13 protein-coding genes are annotated in these 18755 nt (G+C 40.9%); 2 read left to right on the top strand and 11 right to left on the bottom strand.

The genetic code is table 11. The features are described from left to right. Positions 1-124: 124 nt before the first annotated feature. Together FAZ19_RS24195 and FAZ19_RS01745 are read right to left on the bottom strand one after the other, a co-directional pair. Positions 125-313 carry a hypothetical protein gene (locus tag FAZ19_RS24195; RefSeq protein WP_229707306.1) on the bottom strand — a complete coding sequence of 63 codons (189 nt, stop codon included), beginning with the start codon at positions 311-313 and terminating at the stop codon, positions 125-127. A gap of 234 nt (positions 314-547) precedes the next feature. Then, a complete protein-coding gene (locus FAZ19_RS01745; RefSeq protein ID WP_136818875.1) occupies positions 548-2662 on the bottom strand; it encodes a M3 family metallopeptidase in 2115 nt (704 codons plus the stop codon). A 151-nt stretch (positions 2663-2813) separates the two neighbouring features. Here FAZ19_RS01745 and FAZ19_RS01740 point away from each other — a divergent pair, with 151 nt between their 5' ends. Beyond that, positions 2814-3920, top strand: a complete 1107-nt coding sequence (locus tag FAZ19_RS01740; protein WP_136818874.1) for a DUF4407 domain-containing protein — start codon at positions 2814-2816, stop codon at positions 3918-3920. 59 nt (positions 3921-3979) lie between these two features. Here FAZ19_RS01740 and typA read toward each other — a convergent pair whose 3' ends face one another. From typA to FAZ19_RS01725, 3 genes are all read right to left on the bottom strand, one after another. Continuing rightward, positions 3980-5785 (bottom strand): translational GTPase TypA, encoded by a 1806-nt coding sequence (gene typA / locus FAZ19_RS01735; RefSeq protein ID WP_136818873.1) that lies wholly within the window; start codon positions 5783-5785, stop codon positions 3980-3982. A 995-nt stretch (positions 5786-6780) separates the two neighbouring features. Further along, on the bottom strand, positions 6781-7971 hold the full coding sequence (gene kbl / locus FAZ19_RS01730) for a glycine C-acetyltransferase (protein WP_136818872.1): 1191 nt from the start codon (positions 7969-7971) through the stop codon (positions 6781-6783). Positions 7972-8085: 114 nt separating this feature from the next. Beyond that, positions 8086-8499: a DUF2147 domain-containing protein gene (locus FAZ19_RS01725; protein WP_136818871.1), complete on the bottom strand. Its 414-nt coding sequence runs from the start codon at positions 8497-8499 to the stop codon at positions 8086-8088. Between the two features lie 185 nt (positions 8500-8684). Here FAZ19_RS01725 and FAZ19_RS01720 point away from each other — a divergent pair, with 185 nt between their 5' ends. Further along, positions 8685-9038, top strand: a complete 354-nt coding sequence (locus FAZ19_RS01720) for a phage holin family protein (protein WP_136818870.1) — start codon at positions 8685-8687, stop codon at positions 9036-9038. A 22-nt stretch (positions 9039-9060) separates the two neighbouring features. Here FAZ19_RS01720 and FAZ19_RS01715 read toward each other — a convergent pair whose 3' ends face one another. From FAZ19_RS01715 to FAZ19_RS01690, 6 genes are all read right to left on the bottom strand, one after another. Continuing rightward, complete coding sequence (locus FAZ19_RS01715) at positions 9061-10035, bottom strand: FAD:protein FMN transferase (protein ID WP_244927449.1); 975 nt, start codon at positions 10033-10035, stop codon at positions 9061-9063. An 82-nt stretch (positions 10036-10117) separates the two neighbouring features. After that, positions 10118-12301 (bottom strand): PepSY domain-containing protein, encoded by a 2184-nt coding sequence (locus FAZ19_RS01710; RefSeq protein ID WP_136818869.1) that lies wholly within the window; start codon positions 12299-12301, stop codon positions 10118-10120. 10 nt (positions 12302-12311) lie between these two features. Beyond that, positions 12312-12797 (bottom strand): DUF2271 domain-containing protein, encoded by a 486-nt coding sequence (locus tag FAZ19_RS01705; RefSeq protein WP_136818868.1) that lies wholly within the window; start codon positions 12795-12797, stop codon positions 12312-12314. A gap of 4 nt (positions 12798-12801) precedes the next feature. Then, positions 12802-14340: an ankyrin repeat domain-containing protein gene (locus FAZ19_RS01700; RefSeq protein ID WP_136818867.1), complete on the bottom strand. Its 1539-nt coding sequence runs from the start codon at positions 14338-14340 to the stop codon at positions 12802-12804. Between the two features lie 132 nt (positions 14341-14472). Beyond that, positions 14473-15855: a hypothetical protein gene (locus FAZ19_RS01695; protein ID WP_136818866.1), complete on the bottom strand. Its 1383-nt coding sequence runs from the start codon at positions 15853-15855 to the stop codon at positions 14473-14475. A 12-nt stretch (positions 15856-15867) separates the two neighbouring features. Further along, on the bottom strand, positions 15868-18339 hold the full coding sequence (locus FAZ19_RS01690) for a TonB-dependent receptor (RefSeq protein WP_136818865.1): 2472 nt from the start codon (positions 18337-18339) through the stop codon (positions 15868-15870). Positions 18340-18755 lie beyond the last annotated feature (416 nt).

The following is an 18755-nucleotide window of genomic DNA, read 5'->3' as shown; positions in this document are numbered from 1 at the left end:
TCCCTCGCAGGAAAATCCATTGAGGGAATTGTCATTGAGAAGAGAGATACAACAAACTAGAAAAATAGTGCCTAGCCGGTTCGTTGCATTCGGAAAACGCACAAACCCCTAGGACTTAATATTGTTAATTCATCATTTGATAAATTTCACGCATATAATAAGCTTCATTCAGCGATCCTGTAAAATCAACCCATTCGTCTTCTGTAAAAGCAAATAAAATCTCGTAAACTGGGGTGGTAAGCAACAATCTAGAGTCTCCATCTGGAAACGTGACAAATTCTTCCAACCCTATTTTATTACTAATTTCAGCCAAAAAACTACTATACTGATGGGCATTGAAAGTTAACAGGAAAGAATTCTGCCATATGTAGTGACTTTGACAGTGAGTACAATAACTTATTGTTGTATTCCCTTTAGAACTTAATATAATAGATTGGCACATATTTAATCTTATTTAGATCAAATATAAATAAGATATTTTAATATCCAAATTTTAGTAAAGAAAAAGGGCAAACAAAAAAAGTTTGCCCTTTTTCTTTACTAAAATTTAGTTCAGTCCCCGTTTCTTCATCAAATGAATTGGGTTTGGATCCGCTCCACGAAACGCACGGTACATCTTCGCCGGATTACCGGTTCCTCCTCTTTCTAAAATACTCTTACGGAATGATACAGCTGTACCTTGATCATATATCCCTTTTTCCTTAAATGCAGCAAATGCATCTGCGTCTAGTACTTCAGACCAAATATAACTATAATAGCCGGCCGAGTAACCGCCTGAGAAAATATGCTGGAAATAGGAGCTTCTATAACGTGGAATTATGGCATCTATTAAACCTATTTTGGCCATGGCTTCGTTTTCAAACTCATTTACCTCAGTCGTGATCGGCTTTGTTGCGGCATGATAATTCATATCCAAAAGAGAAGCAGACAAGTATTCTACTGTTGCAAATCCTTGATCAAAAGTTCCGGCTTTTTCCATCTTTGCAATTAATGAATCGGGAATTGCCTCTCCGGTTTGATAATGCTTTGCATATGTTTTTAGTACGGCTGGATCAGCGGCCCAGTTCTCCATGACCTGCGAAGGTAATTCTACGAAGTCACGAGGTACTGATGTACCAGAAAGCGATTTATATTTAACATCAGACAACAGGCCATGTAATGCATGACCAAACTCATGGAATAATGTGCTGGCCTCATCGAATGTTAATAATGCCGGTTGCTCTCCAACTGGCTTAGTAAAATTACACACAATAGAAATAACCGGAGCTATGCGCTGTCCCTCTTCCTTATATTGTTTGCGGTAGGAGGTCATCCAAGCGCCCCCTCGTTTTGATTCGCGCGGAAAAAAATCTGCAAATAGGAGTCCAAGGTGGGATCCATCTTTATCTTTTACTTCGTACACTTCCACTTCCGGATGATAGACAGGAACGTTATTAAGGGCAACGAAGGATAGTCCCCATAACTTGTTAGCCGTAGCAAACGCTCCTTCTCGTACCGCTGGCAAGCTAAAATATGGTTTGATCTCCGCTTCATTTAAGGCAAAACGTTTAACCCTAATTTTCTCAGCATAATATCTCCAATCATAAGGAGCAACTTTGAAGGTATCTTTAGCAGCCTCTATCTCCTTTTGGATATCTTCGGCCTCTATCTTGGCCTTAGCTAACGCGGGAGTCCATAGTTTGTTCAACAAGTCATATACATTTGTTGGATTTGAAGCCATCGATTCTTCTAATACATAAGCCGCATGCGACGAATAACCCAATAATTTCGCCTTTTCTAGTCGCAAGTTTGCTATCTCGATTAATGTTTTTTTGTTATCATTGGTATTCCCGTTGTTTCCGCGTAATTGGTAAGCTTCCCAAATTTGTTTACGTAGATCACGGTTATCAGCATATTGTAAAAATGGCATAACAGAAGGATTTGAAAGTGTGAACACCCATTTGCCATCATTACCCTTTGCTTTGGCAACATCAGCCGCTGCGGAAATCAATCCTTCAGGCAAACCAGCTAGACTTTCTCTCTTATCCACAACCAACTCGTATGCGTTCGTCTCCGCCAATAAGTTTTGTCCAAATTGGGTTGTCAAAACCGACAGTTTGGCGTTGATCTTCTTAAGCTTTTCCTTATCTGTATCCGATAAATTTGCTCCTGACCGTACAAATCCTTTAAACGTTTCCTCCAACAATTTAAGATCCTCAGCATCTACACCCAAACTTTCCTTTTTACCATAAATCACTTTTACTCGAGCGAAAAGCTTTGGGTTAAGCTTAATTTCGTCGCCATGTGCTGAAAGCACAGGAGCCAAATCCTTAGCAATGGCTTGGATAGTATCGTTTGTATGTGCTGAATTCAGATTAAAGAAAATAGTTGAAACTTGGCTAAGTACTGATCCTGCATTTTCCAATGCCAAAATAGTATTCGTGAAATTTGGTTCTTCTTCGTTATTGACAATATGTTCTATTTCTAGATTGTGCTGCCGTAGTGCTTCGTCGAAAGCAGGTCTAAAATGTTCATCTTTAATCTGATCAAATGGCGGAACATTAAAAGGGGTCTCGTTATCAATCAACAGTGGATTGTCTGATTGCTTTGGCTTTTCTTCATTGTCACAACCAACAAATATTGAAGCGATTACCAAAAAAGGCAAGAAACTTTTTTTATTCATTTCGGATTTATTATTTGTTTGCACTACTAAAATTTCTTGCAAAGGTAAGGATTATTTGAGCAATCCATTTGTATCGAAATATATTTAAAATTTATTCCCCTTTTGTTGTTACTTTTAAGAGCAAAAAGCGTCATATAGTAAATTTTTAAAAATGAGCTCTATAAAACAATTTTTATGGTGGTGTGCCGGCGTTAATGAAAAAACACTATTACGCTATCCTGAGGAGCATAGTAAATATGTAAGTATAGGTGCAACCATATTTTTCACTGGTCTTTTCGCAAGTATTGCTGGTGGATACGCCTTATATTTTGTATTCAGCGGAAGCGAAAATTCAATATTCTATGCAATCCTATTTGGTCTAATTTGGGGATTAGCCATTTTTAACCTCGATAGATACATTGTACTGAGCATTGATAAGACACAATCTACCGGCAAGCAATTTTTTCAAGCACTACCCCGTATTATATTGGCCATAATCATTGGGTTGGTTATCTCACGCCCTCTCGAACTAAAGATTTTTGACAAAGAAATTAAGGAGCATCTCCGCGTGGAATACCTCAAACAACAACGCGCCACGATTGATACGCTGAATAGAACATTTGAAAATAAATATCTGGTAGAATATGGGCAGCTTAGTACTTTGAAAAATCAGGCAGATTCGTTAGAAAGTAGTATTAAAACTTCCCGACAACAGCTAAACCACGAAATTTTCGGGACGAAGACAGAAGAGACTTCCGGCGTATTGGGCTATGGGCCTTATGCAAAAATGAAGGAGGATAATTTAAAGAAACAGGAAACTTATTTAGACACCTTACGTTCACGTATCCAAACCAAGGAATCACAGTTATTGGATAGAAAAGCGCAAGAAGGCCTGTTAGATCAAAAAATATTATCAGACCAAGGGTTAGACAGCGTAATAAATATTGCCGGGTTTGCAGATCGAAATACGGCTTTAAGCAATCTTCATAAGAATCCGGATGGCACGGTAAACGATGCTACGGAATACGCTGTCATTTTTATTACTCTTCTTTTTATATTTTTTGAGTGCTTACCTGTCTTTGTCAAATTGATGAGTGGACGGGATACTTATGATAACGCGATATTGAGTCAAAAAACCGTCAACAATTATGAATCTGACACGAACGTCGATGTCGAAAAGCAAGCGTTGGATAAACTGAAAGGGCATCGTATCGACGTTGCAATACAACGTCGTATGGACAAACTGAATGATGATTATGAGAATTCAAAATTAAGCTAAGGGATTAAAAAAAGCCTTCGAGAACATCGAAGGCTTTTATAGTCGAACCAATAAAAAGCTTATTGGAATTTTTTAGTATTTACTTTACGTTCATTCTCTGTTAGATAGATCTTACGTAAACGGGTAGATTGAGGTGTTACCTCGATGTATTCGTCTGCCTGGATATACTCCATAGATTCTTCTAACGAAAACTTGATTGCTGGAGCAATACGTGTATTGTCATCCGTACCGGAAGCACGCATATTGGTCAACTGCTTACCTTTCGTGATATTGATCGTTAAATCGTTATCACGGATATGTTCTCCTAAGATCTGTCCCTCGTAAATATCTACTCCTGGATCTACAAAGAATTTACCACGGTCTTGTAATTTATCGATCGAATAAGCTGTTGTAGTACCTTTATCCAAAGAGATCAATACACCGTGCAGACGTCCAGGGATTGTACCTCTCCAAGGCTCGTATCCTTTTAAACGGTGCGCCATCACAGCTTCACCTGCTGTAGCTGTCAGTACGTTGTTACGTAGGCCGATGATACCACGGGAAGGGATTTCGAACTCTAAGTGTTGCATCTCGCCTTTGGTCTCCATAATCAATAGCTCTCCTTTACGTTGCGTTACTAATTCGATTACTTTACCCGAAACTTCCGCAGGAACGTCAACTACCAATACTTCGATAGGCTCACATTTCTTGCCGTCAATTTCCTTAACGATTACCTGAGGCTGACCAACCTGCAATTCATATCCTTCACGACGCATTGTTTCGATCAATACGGACAAATGCAGAATACCGCGACCGTATACCAACCAGGCATCTGGGGATTCGGTAGGTACCACCCGAAGCGCTAAGTTTTTCTCTAATTCCTTTTGAAGGCGATCGTGGATGTGACGGGATGTCACCAACTTACCTTCTTTACCGAAGAATGGAGAGTTATTGATCGTGAACAACATATTCATCGTAGGCTCATCGATGTGGATAACCTCTAATTGCTCTGGATTATCAAAATCAGCAATTGTATCACCGATATCAAATCCTTCAATACCTACTACGGCGCAGATATCACCACAAGCTACTTCTGTAACACGACGACGACCTAAGCCTTCAAATGTATGCAATTCTTTAACACGGGATTTAACGACTTTGCCATCACGCTTCATTAAAGAGATGGGCTGATTTTCTTTGATGGTACCGCGTGCCACACGACCAATAGCGATACGACCTACGAAGGTAGAGTAATCTAAAGAGGTAATCTGCATTTGCAATGTTCCTTCCACAAATGGCGAGGGTGGAAAGTGATCGATGATCGCATCCAGTAATTCAGATACATCTTCTTTTGGTTCTTGCCAATCGGTTGACATCCAACCTTGTTTAGACGAACCATATAATACAGGGAATGCCAATTGCTCCTCTGTAGCATCTAAGCTAAAGAATAGATCAAATACATTCTCATAAACTTCCTCAGGACGACAGTTTTCTTTGTCTACTTTATTGACGACAACCAATGGTTTTAGACCTAAAGCCAAAGCTTTTTGTGTCACGAAACGTGTTTGCGGCATCGGGCCTTCAAAGGCATCTACCAATAACACAACACCATCAGCCATTTTTAATACGCGCTCTACCTCACCACCGAAATCGGCGTGACCAGGAGTATCAATAACGTTGATTTTTACACCTTTATATTGTACAGACACATTCTTAGCAACGATCGTAATACCGCGCTCCCGTTCCAGATCATTGTTATCTAGAATTAAATCACCTGTACCATCATTATCTCTAAAAAGATTTGTGAAGTGTAAGATTTTGTCTACCAGCGTAGTTTTACCGTGATCGACGTGAGCGATAATCGCTATGTTTCTGATATTTTGCATTTAGCAACGATATTATATAAAATTTGAGGTGCAAAGATATAAATTTTGCACCTCATTTTTTAATATTTACTATGAATATTTTGTAAACTCGTATAAGCAACTATAAAACAAATCTCTGAATATCTGTTAATTAACGATTGAGGGCATATTTTTGACAAAAAGAATCTACGATTATTTCAATAATGATTTGGGAATTGGTTGTCTTCAAAGGCCTTCAAGAACCTTAATAAACACATTAATCGCTTTCTTATCGTAAAGTTTTTTTTAATTTATGTTTGCTTATCACAGTTTTTAAGAATCGACGTCAAGTAAATTTCTAGGGGTTATTAAAGTAAAGGGAGGTATATTTAAAACCGTTTGTCACTGCCGCGACCTTTGTCCATCGCTTTACCTATCCGTCGTTGCCACGACAAGGCCTTCATTTTTTCTTGATAAAAAACGAAGCAAAAAATCAAGGCTGATACCGTATTTCTCGTTTCGGCTACGCAATGATGCAATGCGCAGCTCTTAGGCCTCCAATACAATAGCCCTTCCCTAAGGCTGAGATCTGCTTGGCTAAGTGCAAATTGGGGCGTCTCTTTATCGCATCATTTGCTGCCTTCTCGTCCAAATCCGATAAGGCCTTCGTTTTGAATCTACCGAACACTTAGTTTCTTGACGCTACATCGACCCAGGTTGTCCTTTCTAACTTCAGCTAAAGTACTAGTAACAATTAATAACAAAAGCACTATTCTTACAATTACTCAAAATGTCGCCTCAGCCATTTGCCAATTGCACGAGGAGGCAATAGCCAATGTAGCAAATGGGTACAGCGACGACTTTTCCTTCTTTTGAGAGAAAAGAAGTCGCCCCGCGCCGGCTAAAGAGGCGCATAAATAATTGATTAAGAAAAACCTCCGTTTTAAACCAACACCATTTCGAATTAAAAAAACCTTCACAAACATGTTTTAATAACTAACATATTTATGAAGGTTCTACAATAAAAACCAACTTTATTACTGTATCACACCCAATGCTTTCCCCACTTTGGTGAACGCAGCAATTGCTTTATCCAAGTGTTCGGTTTCATGGGCAGCAGAGATCTGTACGCGGATACGTGCTTTTCCTTGTGGGACAACTGGGTAATAAAAACCTATCACATAAATTCCTTCTTCCAGCATCTTTGCCGCAAATTCCTGTGCTAATTTAGCATCGTATAGCATAACGGGAACGATCGGATGAAAGCCTGATTTAATGTCGAAGCCGGCTGTTGTCATTTTCTTGCGGAAGTATGTTGTATTATTTTCCAGCTTATCCCGTAATTCGGTCGTTTCGCTTAACATATCCAACACCGCAACGGAAGCACCGGCAATTGCTGGGGCTAGGGTATTTGAAAATAAATAAGGCCGAGAGCGCTGACGCAGCATATCAATAATTTCTTTGCGACCGGATGTAAAACCACCTGAGGCACCACCTAACGCTTTACCTAGAGTACCTGTTATAACGTCTACACGATCGATAACGTTAAATAGCTCGTGTGTACCGCGCCCTGTTTTACCGATAAAACCGGAGCAATGTGACTCGTCTATCATGACTAGCGCCTCATATTTATCGGCTAGGTCACAGATTTTATCCAATGGAGCGACTGAACCGTCCATTGAAAAAGCGCCGTCTGTTACAATAATCCGATGGCGTGCTCCTGACGTTGCTTTCAACTGTGTTTCGAGATCGCCCATATCGCAGTTTTTATAACGGAAGCGCTGTGCTTTACATAAACGGACGCCGTCGATAATCGAAGCGTGATTCAGCTCGTCGGAAATAATAGCATCCTCAGCACCTAATAAAGGTTCGAATACCCCGCCATTTGCATCAAATGCTGCGGCGTATAAAATGGTATCTTCGGTGCCTAAAAATTTGGAAATCTTTGCCTCCAATTCTTTATGGATATCTTGTGTACCACAGATAAAGCGCACGGAAGACATACCGTAGCCATGCGAATCAATGGCTTTTTTTGCTGCCTCTGTAACTTTAGGATGGGATGATAATCCTAGATAATTGTTTGCACAGAAATTAATTACTTCCTGCCCTGTGCTCACTTTAATATCTGCCCCCTGCGGTGTGACGATGATACGTTCTTCTTTGTATAATCCTGCATCTTTGATCGCTGCAAGTTCTTTTTCCAATACGGGTTTTAATGTTGTAAACATATTATAAGTAAAAGTTAAGCGTATTTGCGAATCAGCGTATTCGCAAATCTGCGAATCAGCGAATAATCCAAAGATACAAGAAATTATAATGTACTTACAACGAAATCGATTGTCCTATTTAACGCGTTTCCATGTTTCGGTGCGTCCCAGAAGACTCACACCGAGATACCCACGTATATCAAGCTGATCAGCACCTTTTACTGTCATTTTGCAGCTATAAGTCTTCCCTTCTTTGGGATCGTAAATCTTTCCACCTTCATAATTGTTACCTTTTTTAGTGAAATTGGTTAGGATTTCTAATCCCTGGATAGTACGGGAGCGAAGCTTTTCGTCTGGATTATGGACATCTTTTTTTGTGGCATCTTTGATCCAGTATAACTTGCCGAAATATTTATCGCCCTTTTTATAAATTTCTATTCGCCCTTCGCCTGATGGGTTCTGCCATTTACCCAAAATAGGATCGTTTGCTTGTGCAAATAATGTCATAGACATTAACAAAGCACATACTGTGAAGATTAACTTGTTCATACGCATCTGTTTATAATTAAAGTGAAGATAAGAAAATTCCTTATGCAAGCATAATATTTTTTTTATTTAGTAGAATGAAGATTTCGGATTTTAGGCCCTCAAATGGCTAATCAAAAAGTTTAATTCGGAAACCTCTCCTTTGGCACTAAATTTGAATCGTTTTTCCAAACTAATACGTTGTAATTATGAGATTTATAATATCACTTTTGTTAACGGGGCTAGTTGTCGCATTGGCCTCTTATGTTATTCCAGGTGTTCAGGTCGCAGGATTTGGATGGGCTATCGTAACGGGATTAGTTATTGGATTCGTAAATGCTGTTATTGGCGGGATCCTGCGATTATTCACATTTCCCCTCAATTGGCTTACTTTTGGCCTGGTTTCATTTATCATCACGGTATTGATGGTTATGCTCAGCGACAGCATCATGGGTTCTAAATTCGATGTTTCGGGATTCTGGGCTGCAGCTCTATTTGCTGTTGTGGTTGCCTTACTAGAAATGATCCTTGGAAGAATTGGCGGCGAAAAATCTGCTCGATAAAAAACAAGCGAACAATGGCGCTTTACTTGTCTTTCACGATAATGGCTTTATAGTCAGCAAAATTTTTAAGTAGTTTTTTGCCCTTTTTATTTCCTAACACCATAATGGATGTGCTGAGGAAATTGGCAAACTCTGCTGATTGTCCTGATACAGTTACACTAGTTAGTCCGGTAGATGGCCAGCCGGTGATAGGATTGATAATATGCGCATAGCGTTTGCCGTGTAGTTCTGCAAATTTCTCATAGCTCCCGGATGTCGCCACGGAGCCGTACCCCAATTTCAGGACTTTTATCATTTTATGGGGTTTGAACGGATTACGCACCCCTACTTTCCAGAGCTGGCGACCGGGTTGTGCTCCCCAGGTCGATAGATCACCGGAAGCGTTAATAATACCACCTTGGATACCCAAGGACTGCAGCAGTTCGCGGCCCTTGTCGGCCGCATAGCCTTTTCCGATTGAGCCAAAGCCAATTTTCATGCCTTTCTTTTCTAGAAAAATGGTCGTGTTTACGCTATCCAAAGCAATATATTGATAACCTACATACTGCACAGAGTTACGAATAGCATCATCAGATGGTAACTCCTCCATGCTACCGTCGAACACCCAAACTTTATCCAGAGCAGCTATGCTGATATCGAAAGCGCCGTCTGTTAGTTGGGAATATTGGATGGCACGTCGGGTAAGCTCAAAAACTTCTTTGTCTACTTGTACAGGACTGATACCGGCATATTGGTTTACCTGGGCGATTTGCGTATGTGGCCTCCACTCGGAAATAAGGTTTTCGATACGCTCTATTTCATTGGCGGCATTCTGAATATGCTGGTCTGCCTGTATACTGTCACGAGCCACGACCGTGATATCGAAAAGCGATCCCATTTTGGTCAGCTGTCTTTTGACCAGAACCTGTGCATCCGCAGTTTGAAATAACAGTCCCAAACACAAAAACAAGAGTGTGCTTCCAAGGTATTTCGACATTCCTAAATTTAGTCCGTACATATTCTATGTCTTAATGAGCCACCTATCAACAGTCACTATTTACTGATCACTAGTCACTGATCACTAGTCACTGATCACTAATCTAATAACAATCCGCTAAAATCCGTCCTTTATACTGGCTGAGGTCTTTTGTCTGGAGTATTTCGCAAAGCAATTGTTCGACGTCCTTTTGCATAGCCAACGAGCCACAGATCATGATGACACCTTTATTTTCTAATAATTCGGAAAAGAATACCGCATCTTGTCGGATCAAGTCCATTACATATTTCCGGTTTTCCTCGCGTGAAAAAGCGCTGTAATAACCAATCAATTTTCCCGCAGCTATTTCTTCCTGGGCAAAGGAGTCGTATTGCTTTGACAAGCTGTTATTGTACCTGAAGCCTGCGTATAAGTGAGTGGAAATCGGTTTTTTGTTTCCCTTAATCATCCCTATAAATGGCGCAATACCGGTGCCATTGGCGATCATGGCGACAATGGGTGTATTCTTCGGAAAATGAAATTCCTTGTTGATGACGACCCGGGCAGATGTACTATCGCCCTTTCCGAGATGATATAAGAATTCGGATCCTAATCCGCTGGGATGCAACTTGACGATAAGCTGTATATTGCCATGTACTTTAGCTATGGAATACAACCGCTCGCGGCCATCGTTTGCGGGGTAAATAGCCAACAGATCGCCCGACTGGAAAGCTTGCGCGCTTTGTGGCTTCAGGGTGATTCTAAATGTTGCGTTATCTTCGGTAACGGTGGTTCTTTCCAAGACGGTGAATTTCTTCAGACCGGTTATTTTGGTGGCATAGAGGGCGGGTGTGGTTCCTAATCCGCAGGCGGTTTTCCCATTCCAGGCCTTCACCCAGGTCATAAATTCTTCTACGGAACGGTCGTTCACGGTATGCAGATCGAGCAATCGTGTCGCCCAATTTTGTTGTGCCAACAGGTCGTCGACCTGTCCTGCATAGGCACAGAAGTCGGGATAGGCCTTTGATCCAAACCCGATAACGGAATATTGAACGGGTTGATTTTGCCGAAACTTGGCAATCAATTTATCAAAAGCTACCGCATTTGCCGGTGCCGTACCCAAACCATATGTAGAACTGAAAACCAAGAAATGTGTTGCTTTGGGAAAGCGTGTAAACTTGTTCATCTCGGTCAAAAAGGATTTATAGCCGAGGGCCAGTAGCTGCTGATGGATTTTATTGGCAAAAGATAGTGTACTGCCATTTTCTGTTCCAACCAAAATCACGTATTCCGCTGTGGAGGCATTGAACTTGTTTTTTACTTTTGTGCTCTTTCTCCGCAGAGTAATTGCAAAACCGGTATAAATGAAAAACAGAATGTTGAGCGAAGCAAAACCCAAAATAATAGCCCAAATCACATTTGTCCGTCCGGTATGCAAATCCAAGCTGAGCCTTTCCAATATCAAGCTGTAGGGGTATCGGGTCTCTTTCTCTATTTTGCCGGTGACTTGGTTTACCGACATCTCCCTATCTTTCAGCTTCAATACGTAAAACTCTTCGGGATCGTCGGGTATAAATGGAAATTCAATTTTCTCCACATCTGCCAGTCGCGTTTCGTTGAAAACGGAGAAATCGGCCAGCGGTTTCTGCGCTGCTGCCTCTTCGTTTAATACATAATCAACAGTTTGGTTCTCGCCACCGGTCAGACCAATCCTGACCATAAAAAGGTAGGTACCTGTGAGGGCTAGTATAAGTACGGGGATCAGAAAAATCCGTCCGCTGACGACGTGAAAGTACTGGGCAAAGAAGTCTTTATTGATCTTGGCAAAGAAATTTCGCAGTCCCTGTTGGCGCTTGGCAATCAGTACAATTCCCGAAATAGTAATTAGAAAAAGTAGAAAGGACGCAACGCCGACGATGATACGTCCGGTTTCTTTCAAGAATAGCGAACGGTGTAGTGCAATATTCCATTGGATAAAATCGCTTTGGGGCTTTACTTCTCCCAAAACGGCTCCGGTGCGGGGGTCAATGTAGGCTTTGAGCGAATTGCCCTCCTCATCGAAAGCATCGATCGTTACGAACTGATTGTGATCTACGGTAAGTTCTGTAATTTCGGAATAAACCTCCCACAGCGTCGGAATGGTCTGTGCGAGGTTTATTTCATCAAAATCACTGACTTTATACTCCTGTGTCTTTTCGTCCACTGCCCCGATTGCCAGGATCACTCCCGTTACTGAAAGTATCAACAGGAACAGTGCCGAAACTAGGGCTAAAGCCAGGTGCGCATACCGCCAGATGGATAGGGTCATTTGTTGCTTCTTACTGAACTTTACTTAATTTCACGAAACGGATATATCCCGTGCCCTCGGCACGCTCTATCAGCCCTTGGGGTGTTACAGCAAGTTCTACGTCTTTTACGTGGTATTTTTTTTCTTCTACGGCTGATTCAAAGCGTAATTTATAACCTTTGTTCAGTTTGGCATTGTCTATTTCGATAGTACGCACGGCACGGTCCCCACCGCCCACAGATGCACCGGTCACGGCACTGATTTTTTCTTTTGTCTTGGTCTGGAATTTGTACCATTCCTTTAAGGTATTGAACCATTGCTTATCAGGACCAAGTACCGAAAGGGTCTTTTCGTATTCGCCTTTGGGGTTGATCAGGGAGATAATGACATATGCTTTTTCGCCTTGGTAACCGACCATCTGAATCATGCACTTGTATTTACTCGTCTGGGCGAGAGATTGATTGGCAACTAAAAATAGACTGCAGATTGCTAATATAAGTTTTACGTGTATTTTCATATTCTTATTTTAAGAAATCGATAGCGACATGGCTGTTTTTCAAGAAATCATTTTCTTGTGCCAGTTCATAGGCTGTCTCCTCGAATTCTGTTTTCAAGTCCTTTTTTGCGCCGAGTGCGACAAGCTCCTTTAAAAGGACATCGTCTTTGGCTATCAGAGCGGCTTTGTGCAATGCAGTCGTCTTCTCTGCGTCTTGGGCATTGATGTCTGCGCCCAACTGAGCTGCTTTTTTGATAAGGGTTACATTCTCTTTGGCAACGGCTAAGTGAAACAAGTTGCGCCCATTGGTTTGAGGAGCGGCTACATCAAGACCTTTAGCTTTTAATATGGCTAGCTTGTCGGAGAAGTCGTCCGTTTGCGGTTGGGCCGAAGCACCTCTTTGTGGAGCTTGCCCCATCGGTCCGCCTGGTCTACGCTCCGTAAATGAATTAAACCAATGATATGCCAGATTATTACCGTCGCGATCGATTACATTAACGTCTGCCCCATTTTTTAACAGCAAAGATACGATCTCGGCCGTGCTGTTGGCAACGGCTTTGGTCAGCGCAGACTCGCCTTTTTCGTTGACGGCATTGATATCGGCAGTTTTGGCAATTAGGGTAGCCACTAATGCAGCATCCCTGCCACTGGCGGCATGAGCCAATGCGGTATTGCCTTCATTATCTTTTTTGTTGACATCGGCTCCTTTGGCCAAGAAGTAATTGATAATATCCGTATTTGGACGGCGCACTAATGGATGTAAGATTGTAGAACCGTCTTTTTGATAGATCGCTCTGGGATCTAACTTTAATTCTTCGATTAGATACTGGTAAGTTTCGATACCATTTTGGGATGATCTAGAACCTTGTGTTGCGAAGAATAGTGCATTGTTGGTTGGTTTTATACCTTTAGCCATTAGTTTCTGCATCAATTCTTTGTTGCCCAATTTTGCTGCATAATCAACAGCTGTGCTTCCGTACTCGTCGGTATCGTTGTATGACAGTCCTTTGGACACAAAATAGTCTGACTTGGCAAGGTCATTGTCGGTAGAAATTCCTAACAATAATAATGAAGCACCGTCGCCGAATTTCTGCTTTGGATCTACACCGGCTTTGAAAAGGGCGTCTAAAACGGCAAAGTTATCACTGCTGCTTACTGCAGCATTCTCGATGACGGAGCGCCCATGGCTGTCGTTTAGACGGATATCTGAACCTTTTTCGATGAGGTAATTTACCAGTTCGGCATTCCCTCTTCCTGCTGCCCAGTGTAAATAAGATGCGCTGTGGTGTGTCTTTTTGGCTACGCCATTGCCTTCTTGTTCGACCATAAACTTGATGGTTTCTAAGGGTGCTTCGTTTAGAATAGCTCGTGCTGTTGGATCCCAGGAAGCGGCATCGGGTTGTGATGGGCTATTGCCTTTGGCGATTTCTGCTTTTACCTGCTCTATAGTAGGCTGTGATTTCCAGAACTCAGGATTCATCAAGGTATTCGTGTTAGCTTCGCGCTGCTGTGCGGTGGCATATACCGAAGCGAATAAAAGTGATGCTAGAAGTATTTTTTTCATATGTGTGAATATTTATTTTATCTGGATAACATCGAAATTAATAACAAAATCTATCTTAAGCACAAATCAGGTAAGGTTCGTGGAACCTACCTGATTTGATAACTAAAGATATCTGCTTTAGTTTTTTATCGATTAATAAGAACCGATATATCTTGCAAATGCGTACCCGGTCAACTTAGCTCCTTTGACAATAGTTTCTTCTTTCCAGTTAACGACGTAAACGTTACCAGCCTTTCCAGCAGGAGTTAGTGGAATATATGCGTAATCTCCCACGACCCCTACGTTTTGATGCTGCCCGAAATTTAATTCTGTATCTGCTTCAATTTCTGTTGCTAGTTTTTTTGCAGTCTTGGCATTCAGATCAACTAATGCAATGTACCCGCCTGATTTATCTGTTTCATGATAAAGAACTATTGCTTTACCGTCTTTAATGTATCTAAAACCTCTAATGGAAGTACCAGTGGTACCTAATGCAGTGTTGAGATTAAATTCGTATGTGTCATCATATTTATCTGTTTCCTTACTTATACGAAGAATTTGGAAACCGTTAGTAGCCACGGCCTGGTAGATATGACCGTCAGTGCCTACATGTTGAGTTTTTGTTCTATAACCATTATTATTTCCCTTTGCCACGTTCGAAATAATAAATTCAGGATTTCTCAATGTTGGATAATCCAGAACTAAAGTAACCGTACCAATAGTATTATTTGTATTATCATTTGTAGTCCAAGCAACTGTACCATCCAAGTTCAATGAAGGTTTAGTCGGATCTATTTTGCTTACGGCGCAACCTATGTATATCTTGGTTTTTGCCGCATTGATAAGCGGAACGTCTGTACGACCCAAAGTATATCCCTGTACAGCAAGTTCGTCAGGGAAGGAAACAGGTACTTGACGAGTATTAATCATACCAGGATCTTTCAAATCCAAAATAGCTACACGTACCGTTCTAACATTTCTCTTGAATGTAGCTGTCAAGCCAGTCCCGTCATATTCTGTGGTAAGTGTAGCGCCATCTGAATTGACGCCTACACCAAGTTCATCTGTTGATTTGATCCAACGTGGCTGAGTACCTAATATATCTTGTGTATTTACCTCGCGTCCGAATGTAGTATAATTACCTTGACCAGCAACTTGATAGGACTGAAATAAGCCTGCATCGGCCCCAGTATACTGAATATCAAATAAGATTTTACCATCTTCTGATGCTTGTACACGGGATGTACGTGGCGAAGTTAACATCAATCCTTTCCCTGCTGGATAAATATCCAGTTCAAAATTAGGATCGATAGCCTGCCCGTGCGTAATACCGTAGGCCAGCGTACCACCGTTGCCATTAGTTGTAGTGGGAGGTGCTCCGTCGGCACCTAACGACATTGCTGCTGTCAACGTAATCCAACGAGTATCGGTATCTTCTGGCTCCGTATCAGGGCCATTATCTTTATTACATCCTGTGAATGTCAAAGCAAGTAATGCTGTTGCATACAAAGCAGACTTTAATAGATTTTTTTTCATGATATAATTTGCTTATAAAAATTTATTGATGGTATAATTTAGTTTAACATATATTCCTCTCCCTGGCTTTTGCTTCTTAAAATTATCGTACAACTCCGCGTTGAATATATTCTTTGCATCTAGGCTCACGACAAGCTTTTGGGAAGGGAAACGATAACTTGCTCCCAAATCATGAGCAAATTGTGCGGGAGTTACACCCCAATCTGGATTACGCCAAGCTATATTGTACTCCTGTACAAAACCAAAATTGTAATATAAATTCAGAATGGATCTCTTTTGAAAGGCATTATTTAGCCTATACTGGACATTGCTATTTATTGTAAAGTATGGTTCATTTGACACTAACTCATTATGGTACGGATTAGGATTTCCTTGATTATCAAACTCGCCCTTCATTAAATTTTTGAACTTTGAAAAATTGAACGATGCATTAAGTTTATTATCAAAAACATAGATTACCTCAGCTTCAAAGCCTCTCGCTTGTGTCATTCCTAAATTGATGAATTTGGTAACATCCAACGTCGCATTGTCCACATTTTCAATGGTATCAGCATCAAATGTTTGTGTCATAATTTTATCATATCCGTTACGCCAGAAAGCGCTCGCATATAATGATATTTTGCTCTTTCCTCGCTCTAACGCATCTGTTCGAATCCCAAGATTATAGTTGATGTTTCGCTCGGGCGTGAGCTCGACATTTGGTATTATATTCCGCTCCGGTTCGCCAAATCGTTGAGTCTCTGTTGGTGAGACAACGGAATTTTCAGCAGAAGTTACAACATAAAGCCGAGGCATCACTTTGAATGCTAAAGCGAAGGAGTAGCCTATATTATTATTCAAGATTGTTGTATCGCGCCGGTTAATTGTCTGCTGACCTTCAGGATAAACAAAATCAACCTTCCTCTGATTGTTCCGATCTCCGGTATATTTGAGCTGAGCATTTGTTTTTATTCTTCCTTGCCATATCTCAGTTTCGTAATTAAAAGCTAAGATATTTTGAATCGTCTGACTTGTCGTGACGAGATCCTTGGGTACTGGCTTAAGCAAATTATTGTCATCACGATCCGTCCGTTCGTACTTATGATTTAATGATATGCGATGACCAGGCATGAACATATAAGCGAGATTAGAACGAGCATTGATGATATTACGATTGATAAGACTCATTGTAGGACGCCCTTGCTGCGCTTCATATTGAATTTGACCAAACTCATCGGTGTATATCTTTCGTAGTGGCTTCCGCTCTCCGTCGTCAATAATTTCACGCAGTGAACCGTCCCAATTATATTTAAAAGTAACTGTATCCTCCAAATAAGTACTCCTATCACTTACCGTGGCATTCACGTTTAAAGCAAGGCCTTCAACAAATAGATCTCGTTTATTGTAGTTCAAACTCCAAACGTTAGCCTTTGCCTCATTAAATCGTCCTACATAGGGAGTGGCCATCGAGATGCCGTGAGGTACCTCCTCATAGCTTTTCGAGACATTATATCCGATAAAAAACACATCTGCCCATTTTACATCCGTAAAACCGGCTTCAAATCGACCTGCGGTCGAATGGTATTCGTTATTAAAACGTTTAGCCCGAAAAGGCCTTGTTACTGCGCCTCTATAATCTACGTAGGTGGTTGATTCCCCCCATGTTGTGTAGCTGTTATCCGAATGGGTATAAAAACCACTACCCCGAAATGTAAATCCGCTTTTCTTGTGCCTTAAAATTGTTGACAAATCGCCATTATATGTACCAAATGATCCGTAAGATACTGCTGCAGTAATATTATTTAGAGACGCATCTCTCTTCATTACTACATTGATAGCACCGCCAATGTAATTTCCTGACAGATGTGCCGGAAGGACGCCTTTATATACTTCAATACGCTCGATCATCGATGGAGGAATATTATTCAAGTTAAAAGATGAACCATACGTTGATGTCTCTATTCCGTCTATAAAGACACCTATGGTACTGCCCGACATACCATTTAGGTTATAGTCTACCTGTGAACCCACCCCTCCATTTTGCCTTACCCTTACACCAACCGCTCGATCCAACAGCTCGTTCGTAGTCAGATTTCGTAAAGACGCTTCTTTGGTTTCTATCACCGCAACGGCAAACCCACTGGTTTCCATCTCCTTCTTAACGGTCATACCTTTGACAGCTACCTCATCTAATGTGATATCACCTTTCGGACTGATGTGTACATCGAGATGTTCTTTTGCGTTTCTCACGACAAGTGTCAACGTCGTTGCATCAATCTCTACGGATGAAACACGAATCTCCTGCCTTCCGAAAGGAACATTTTTTAACGTATAGAAACCTTTATTATTCGACATCCCTGCTATTTCTGTTCCGACGACACGAACGGTGACATTGCTCAACGGTGTACCATCTTCTAAATGGACCTTGCCGGTTATATCCCCCGTCTGTGCCGATACTAGCACGGATAATAAGATAAAAAAGACAGTCGAATAAAATTGTTTCATTAATAAAGCTTAATATAGTACATTGAAACTTTCCTTAGAACAAGTCTAAATAAAATTCAACGACGCAAAATTAGAATTATTCTAAATAGAAGAATGACGCATTCGGAAAAAAAAGCTTCACAATCGGAAATATCTTACACTCATAAATAGTCGATGCTCATCACGTAAGTAGGTCAATGAGCTGGCTTAGCCATTTTATTTGAGCTATCAGCGAACTGAGTAGTGCGATATTGCCTCGTAGCGGGCTCGCACGGTTGCTAAATTTACAACACTTTTTATTGCGTTCAGCACGCTTAACTCAAGTATTTTTGGATTAATTAAATTAATCTATGATATAGGTTTTTAATCAAAAAAGTCCAAAAAAACCGTTTTTAAAACTCGCCGAAGTCGTTTTTTAAAACGTTTCGTAAACTTTG

The sequence above is a fragment of the Sphingobacterium alkalisoli genome, from assembly GCF_005049105.1.
Taxonomy (GTDB): Bacteria; Bacteroidota; Bacteroidia; order Sphingobacteriales; family Sphingobacteriaceae; genus Sphingobacterium; species Sphingobacterium alkalisoli.
The sequence above is the reverse complement of the archived record's forward strand: the minus strand, read 5'-3'. Positions and strand labels throughout refer to the sequence as shown.